Annotated in this window: 7 protein-coding genes; 5 read left to right on the top strand and 2 right to left on the bottom strand. The window is 45.6% G+C overall.

Annotated elements, in window-relative coordinates; all coding sequences use genetic code 11:
* Positions 1-239: 239 nt before the first annotated feature.
* Both ENN47_09570 and ENN47_09565 read right to left on the bottom strand, forming a co-directional pair.
* Entirely contained in the window at positions 240-1,535 is a 1,296-nt protein-coding gene (locus ENN47_09570) for a threonine synthase (GenBank protein ID HDP78411.1), read from the bottom strand.
* Positions 1,483-2,505 (bottom strand): sugar kinase, encoded by a 1,023-nt coding sequence (locus ENN47_09565; GenBank protein HDP78410.1) that lies wholly within the window; start codon positions 2,503-2,505, stop codon positions 1,483-1,485. Before ENN47_09565 ends, ENN47_09570 begins: the two co-directional genes overlap by 53 nt.
* Positions 2,506-2,823: 318 nt before the next feature.
* Here ENN47_09565 and ENN47_09560 point away from each other — a divergent pair, with 318 nt between their 5' ends.
* The 5 genes from ENN47_09560 to ENN47_09540 all read left to right on the top strand — a co-directional run.
* Entirely contained in the window at positions 2,824-3,687 is an 864-nt protein-coding gene (locus tag ENN47_09560; protein ID HDP78409.1) for a MurR/RpiR family transcriptional regulator, read from the top strand.
* 15 nt (positions 3,688-3,702) lie between these two features.
* On the top strand, positions 3,703-4,581 hold the full coding sequence (locus ENN47_09555) for a dihydrodipicolinate synthase family protein (protein HDP78408.1): 879 nt from the start codon (positions 3,703-3,705) through the stop codon (positions 4,579-4,581).
* Between the two features lie 11 nt (positions 4,582-4,592).
* Entirely contained in the window at positions 4,593-5,564 is a 972-nt protein-coding gene (locus ENN47_09550; protein HDP78407.1) for a sugar kinase, read from the top strand.
* A gap of 4 nt (positions 5,565-5,568) precedes the next feature.
* Positions 5,569-6,516 carry a sugar kinase gene (locus tag ENN47_09545; protein ID HDP78406.1) on the top strand — a complete coding sequence of 316 codons (948 nt, stop codon included), beginning with the start codon at positions 5,569-5,571 and terminating at the stop codon, positions 6,514-6,516.
* Between the two features lie 12 nt (positions 6,517-6,528).
* Positions 6,529-6,902: tripartite tricarboxylate transporter substrate binding protein (locus ENN47_09540; GenBank protein ID HDP78405.1), on the top strand; the 374-nt coding region annotated here is incomplete at its 3' end.

Here is a 6,902-nt window from a genome sequence, read left to right as displayed (position 1 = left end):
TTGAATGATACATTCACCCTTAGGCGAGAAATCTACTTGAGTAACCGCGAAGAATTAGAGAGCTCTGACGTACTAAACAACTATGCGAGAAACCAAATTAATTGCATGAAGAAACGGCTTCATCATATACATGAATCTCCATCATTCTTCGTGCGCATACTCTAACAGGTAAGAAGAATCGGATTCATTGACGGCTGTGAATCGGTTCCCGATACTTGAAATGCAAACCATACCACTCTTCATCTATCCAAGATATTTTTCAAGTCTGAAATGTCCCTTCCAATTGTCTTTGGTGATTGGAGAAGTTTACCAAATGATGTGATCTCCTTCAGTCCCGTTCCAGTTACTAGCGCAACAACCGATTCTTTCTTACTTATAATTCCCTCTTCTAAGGCTTTGGCTAGACCTGCTACGGAAGCTGCACCAGTTGGTTCTGCAAAGATACCCTCAAGTCTTGCCATAACACCGGCTGCACGAACCATCTCAACGTCAGATACAGAGATGGCCGACCCACCGGAATCCCTAATTGCGCGAAGCACCAGTTCACCGTCAAGCGGAAAAGGAACGCTGATTGCCTTTGCTAAAGTGCTGGGATTCTCCCATCTCTCAACCTTCTTCTTACCCTCCTTAAAGGCTTTTACTAAAGGGGCGCATCCCTCGGCTTGAACAGCAAGAATTCTCGGGAGCTCAGTGATTATTCCAGCTTCCATAATCTCCAAAAAGCCCTTCCAGACAGCTGCTGATAGACCGGCCCCTCCCGCAGGCATTACTACCCAATCGGGAGTGTTCCACTCAAGATCCTCCGCAATTTCGAAAGCAATGGTTTTTGTACCTTCAAAGTGATACGGATTGACCGCCGCGGCAGTTGTCAGATGAGTCCATTCATAAGATTCAGATAGATCAGTTATTAGGTCAATGCAATCGCTGACAGTACTATTTTCAATAAGAATAAGATTAGCACCGTACAAGATCGTCTGCACATTTCTTTCAACTGGCGTATCGGCAGGCATAAGCACGAAGCATTTGAGTCCTGCTCTTGCGCAGTAAGCAGCCGTTGCAGGGCCAGCGTTTCCGTCGGAAGCGATAATCACTTTTCCTGAACCGATTTCTATGGCCTTGCTGACTCCCATAGCCGCGGGACGGTCTTTGTAAGTGCCGGTAGGGTTCTGAGTCTCGTCCTTCAACATTACTCTTCCGGCGGTGCCTAACTCCGCCCGAAGCCTAATGCTCGTAGTTAGAGGAGTAGCGCCCTCTCCCAACGTTATACAGTACCGAACATCATCTATCGGCAGCAATTTGTGGTATTTCCACAATCCAAAAAGATCCTTGTCCGGGAAACCGTCAACATTTGCTTTACCGCCTTGATCGTATCTGTAATTCAGAGTGCCGCCGCACTCAGGACACTTGGAGATGCCAACGGTTTTGCTGTTCTGGAAACCGCACGCATCACAACTTTGAAAATACCGTCTAGATTTCACATTCTTACCTGACGACTCTTCCTGAAGCGTTTCCAGAAAGTAGCTTCTCGATCTCATCCCTAGATACGACGTTGAAATCTCCCTTAATTGTGTGTTTCAGGCATGAGGCAGCTACTCCAAATTCAAGTGATTTTTCTGGTTCCCAGGAATTGTCCAATCCAAAGATCAGTCCCGCAGCAAATGCATCTCCACCACCTACACGATCGATTATGTTTATGTCGTATTTCGCCGAGACCATGAATTCCCCGCCAGCGAGCACCGATGCCGACCACCTGTTGAAGTTGGCATTTATGCTTTCCCTTAGGGAAATAGCAACAACCTCTAGATCAAAGGTATCCCTAAGCTTTGTTGCCACATCTTTGTATCCCTCGACACTTAACCTGCCATCACTTACACTGGTTCCCTCAGCCTCTATTCCAAAAACAGATTCGCTATCTTCCTCGTTTGCGAAGAGGACATCCGTGTTCTTCATAAGAGAGGTCATAATCTTTCTCGCCTTTTCTTTGCTCCACAGTCTCGACCTGTAATTGAGATCGCACGAAACCGTCATTCCTCTCTTCTTGGCCTCTATCAGGGCCATTTCGCATGCTTCAATCAACCCATCGCTTAGTGCAGGAGTGATACCCGTGAAGTGAAACCAGGTAGCATCTGAGAAAATCTCCTCCCAGTCGAAATCCCCGGGCTTAGAATTAGCAAAGACCGAGTTGTCTCGGTCGTAAATAACCTTTGACGGTCTTTGAGAATAACCATACTCGTAGAAGTACTTGCCTAACCTGCCGGTATCTTTCATGACATAACTGGTATCCACGCCGTGAACCGCTATGTTTCCTATAGCCGCTTCTCCAAATTGGTCGGCCGATACTTTGGACACGAATCTGCTTTTTCCGCCGTACTTCGCAATCGCAACAGCTACATTGGCTTCCGCTCCCCCGTAAACCACTTCGAAATTCTTGGTCTGCTCAAATCTCTCTCCCAAAGGAGCGGCAAGACGCATCATAATTTCTCCGAAGGTAACTACTCTGGACATCCGAATCCTCCTCCTACTTCAAAACTGATAATCGAAATCTTAGAAGACTCCTAAGTGTGACTTTTTGAAATTGTCAACAGTTGCAATTCATAATCATCTAAATGATAGCACGGCAGATCTGAACCTCCAGTAAAAGGCAATATGAATCTCTTCAGTCGATAAAAAAATTTTTTTCTATCATTCTCCTCGTGAAATGTCTAGATTCATCTCGTTATTCGATCATAATACTTTATCACTGTTTCCTATTGTCTCTCAACACTAATTTATTGATTTGATTAGAAAGGCAAATCATGTTAGATTATAGTAGAAATTTTTTCTATGAGGGTGGTTTATTTGGGAACTCTTCTCGACAGAATAGCTAGAGAAAGCGCCGACTTCACACCAACGATGAAGAGAATTGCTGATGCGATTCTTCAGAACCCCTCCGAAACCGTTAATCTTTCAATAACTCAGCTTATGAATAGATCGAAAGTGGGGAGTGAATCAACGGTTGTAAGGTTTTACAGACAGCTAGGATATGAAAGCTTTCATGAATTCAAGGTCACTTTAGCATCTGAAATCGCCGGATCGGCTTTTTATCATCCTTATGAGGATATTTCGATAGATGACACGCCATCAGATGTTGTCGGAAAGATTTTCAACGGATGCATTATGGCTTTGAAAAAGAACTCAGAGGGGCCAATCGGTAGAGCAATAACCGAAGCAGTAGACTTGATTGAGAATAGCAGAAGAATAATATGTATTGGATATGGTGTTTCCGGCTCTATTGCTAATAATTTGTCTTTCAAGCTGAATCTTCTCGGAAAAGATGCTATTTATTGTCCCGATTCACATACGAATGCCGTTACACTTTCAAAACTGGGGAAGGATGATTGTGTCTTTGCAATCTCTCAGTCGGGGGAGAGCAAAGACGTGGTTTTACCTCTTCAAAAAGTGAAGAATACGGTGAAAATCATCGCGCTTACAGGATTTGCCGATGCGACCCTGGCAAAGATCGCAGATCTCTGCATCATAGCTGCCGTCCCTGAAGAAATGAATTTGCGCACTGACGCAATCGTTTCCAGATGTGTTCAAATGGTAGTTGTCGACTCCCTCTTTGCTTGTCTCGCTGTAAGAGAGGGCGAGGAATCACTCGATACTCTTTCGTTATCTAGAAGATCATTATCATATCTAAAATTCTAAACTCGGAGGTGCAACATGGGAGCTTTTAAAGGCATTATTCCACCAGTACTGACAACATTTGATTCAGAGGGAAAAATTGATGAGAAACGGTATCTGAATCTCATAGATTTCCTTTCCAAAAAGGTTCACGGTCTCTTTGTTTGTGGTACTTACGGTGGTGGGCCGCTCATGACTGTGGATGAACGTAAGAAGGTAACTGAACTTGCAATCAAGGGGGCAGCAGACCGAGTACCGGTAATCGCTCACATTGGCTCAAGCAATCCGGATGATATCTTCGAACTTGCTAAACATGCCGAACACGTTGGCGCCAAGGCCGTTGCAACGGTGGTACCCTTCTATTTCCCGTACTCTCAGGCCGATATAGTTAGATTCTTCAAGAAACTCGTAGAGACAACGGCTCTTCCCGTATTCATATACAACAATCCGAAAACAACCGGAGTAACGATAGATATCGAGACTCTAAAGAAACTGAAAGACGTAGGCCTTTACGGAATAAAGGATAGCACGTTTGACCTTCTCTATTTCTACGGAGTAAAGTTCAACATGAACATGGACAACTTCTGTTATATAAGCGGCACAGAAGCCTTCATCATGCCCTCGATACCGCTTGGTGCAGATGCTGCTATCTGCGGACTGGCGAACGCTCTTCCTGAACCGGTAGTCGAACTATTTGACAAAAGCATTGAAGGTGATTATGAGAAGGCACTCGAGCTTCAGCTGAGAGTGAATAAACTTAGAGATATTCAACACTATGCTCAGAGCATTCCTGCGATTCATGCAATGTTGAAAATGAGAGGTATTGATTCCGGATATCCCAGGCACCCTTATGCTCTTGTGTCGGATTCAGTTTATCAGAAGATCGAAAACGCTCTGAAAGAAATGAATGCGCTCTAGGAGGTGAAGATGTGAAGAGAGCTCTCGGACTTGGAGAGATAATGGTTCAAATGAACCCGACTGAAAAGGGTGCTCTCAGGTTTCAGACCCTTTTTGAGAGACATGTGGCAGGTTCCGAAGCAAATACAATAATACAGATGCAGCGAATGGGTGTAGAGTGTTCGTTTCTTACAGCCGTTGGAGCAGACGAATTCGGAAAAGTGATCCTCTCTTCACTCCGGTCCGAGGGAGTCAATACACATGGTGTGGTTGAAGATAGAAGTAATCCGACCGGCGTGTATTTTGTCCAGAGGAGCTACCCCGTCCCAGATAAGACCATGGTCTTCTACTACCGCAAAGATTCGGCAGCCGCGCATTTTGGACCGGAAAACTTGAAGGACGAGTATTTCGTTGATCTGGACCTCTTCCTCGTTAGCGGGATTACTCCTGCGCTTAGTGATAGCTGTAATCAAGCCGCTCTGAAAAGCATTGAACTGGCGAAAAAATCCGGAGCTCAAATCGCTTTCGATACAAATATCAGGATCAATTTGCTCAAGACGAAAGAAAACGCAATTAGGATACTTGAACCATTCGTTAGAAAGGCAGACATTCTCTTTACGGGCGCCGGCGATATGGCGATGCTCTTCGGTAATGATTCAGAAGTGGCAAAAGAAAAGATAATCGAAATGGCAGAATCGGCCCATATTATTGTTTTCAAGAAGGGCGCCGACGGAGTGGAAGCCTTGGTAAGTGGTAAGAGGTATTCAATGCCTTCATACAAGGTCCCGGTGATCGATGAGTTGGGGGCCGGCGATGCCTGTGATGGAGCCTTTCTCGCAAGTTATCTTCAGGGTAAGAGCATTGAAGATTCGCTTAGATATGCGAATGTTGCCGGTGCAATAACGGTCAGCTTGAAGGGCGATATTGAACCTTTGCCCGACTGGCAAGCAATCGAAACCTTCCTGAACGTACACGGGGCAGGCGAGAAGAGGCTACTGAGGTGATTGTGTGAAACCAGAAGTCCTGAGTTTTGGTGAACCTCTTGCAGCATTTTACAGCAAAGACAGACGAAGTCTTTCAAAGGCCGGTGAGTTCGACATGACCTGGGGAGGAGACACTTCAAATGTCGCGCTCGGTATTTCAAAACTTGGTCATACATCAGGATACATAACAAAGGTTGGAGACGATGCCTTCGGAGAAGGGTTTCTTGATCTCTGGAAATCCAATGGAGTTGACACAACCAATGTTATCATTGACAGTGATCGACTAACCGGAATGTACTTCGCGAGCTTCATTGGAGAAAAACATGAGTTCATTTACAGAAGAAAGGACGCTGCAGCCAGTACTTACAGCGTGGATGACGCAAGAGACGTTGATTTTGAAGGAGTTAGAATTCTCCATCTTAGTGGCGTGTCGCAGGCGATTAGTAGGCAGTGTCTTGAAGCGAGTCTTGTGCTCATGAAAAGAGCGAGAGAGAATGGCGCAGTCATCTCATTCGATTTGAATTATCGTGGCAAACTCTGGTCCAGCGAGCTTGCGAAATCTGTATATCTGAGCGTTATTTCGAGATACGCCGATATCGTTTCTCTAAACGATGAGGAGCAGGAGGTGCTAGGTATCAAGGGCGATCCAGAGGATGCAGCCAACTACCTACTGGAACTCGGCCCGAAAGTAGTAGCCCTCAGGTGTGGAGTGAAGGGAGCCGTCATAGCGACCAGAAAGAAGAGCGTGAAAGGCAAAGCAAAGAAAGTTGAAGTAGCTGACACTGTTGGGGCCGGAGATACATTCACTGCATCTTTGTTGTGCTGTTATTTGGAAGACAGAAATGAAGAAGATTCTCTTCAGTTTGCTCTTTCTGCTGCAGCATTGACTTGCACTAAAACTGGTTCTACAGAAGGACAGCCGTCTAAGAAACAGGTTCTTGATTTTATTGGGGGAAACCCTGTTACTCAATAGGAGGTGTTTTTTGTGAAGAAGTTTCTAGTTTTTCTAGTAATCGCCCTGATGGCTTCATCGGTGTTATTCGGTGTAGACTATCCAAGAAAACCAGTATCTGTAGTCTGCCCCTGGGGTGCAGGTGGCGGAACTGATCGCGTCGCGAGATACGTTGCAGACGAGTTAAGCAAAGCTCTTGGTCAGCCCTTCACAGTTGTGAACAGAACCGGGGGCGGCGGGGCAGTAGGACACAGCGCCGGAGTGTATGCAGCACCAGATGGCTACACTATTACGCTGGTGACTCTAGAGATAGCCAATATGCACTGGCTTGGCCTGACGACGATAACTTACGAAGACTTCGACTACATTGCACAGTTCAATGAAGACGCAGCAGGTGTTATCGTTGC

Source organism: Mesotoga infera, assembly GCA_011045915.1.
In the GTDB taxonomy this organism is placed as follows: Bacteria; Thermotogota; Thermotogae; order Petrotogales; family Kosmotogaceae; genus Mesotoga; species Mesotoga infera_D.
This window is presented reverse-complemented; position numbering and strand designations above follow the sequence as displayed.

Excerpts from the sequence above, each read along its gene's own strand:
- ENN47_09570 (HDP78411.1), bottom strand. The coding sequence starts at position 1,535 with ATGAGATCGAGAAGCTACTTTCTGGAAACGCTTCAGGAAGAGTCGTCA.
- ENN47_09565 (HDP78410.1), bottom strand. The coding sequence starts at position 2,505 with ATGTCCAGAGTAGTTACCTTCGGAGAAATTATGATGCGTCTTGCCGCT.
- ENN47_09560 (HDP78409.1), top strand. The coding sequence starts at position 2,824 with ATGAGGGTGGTTTATTTGGGAACTCTTCTCGACAGAATAGCTAGAGAA.
- ENN47_09555 (HDP78408.1), top strand. The coding sequence starts at position 3,703 with ATGGGAGCTTTTAAAGGCATTATTCCACCAGTACTGACAACATTTGAT.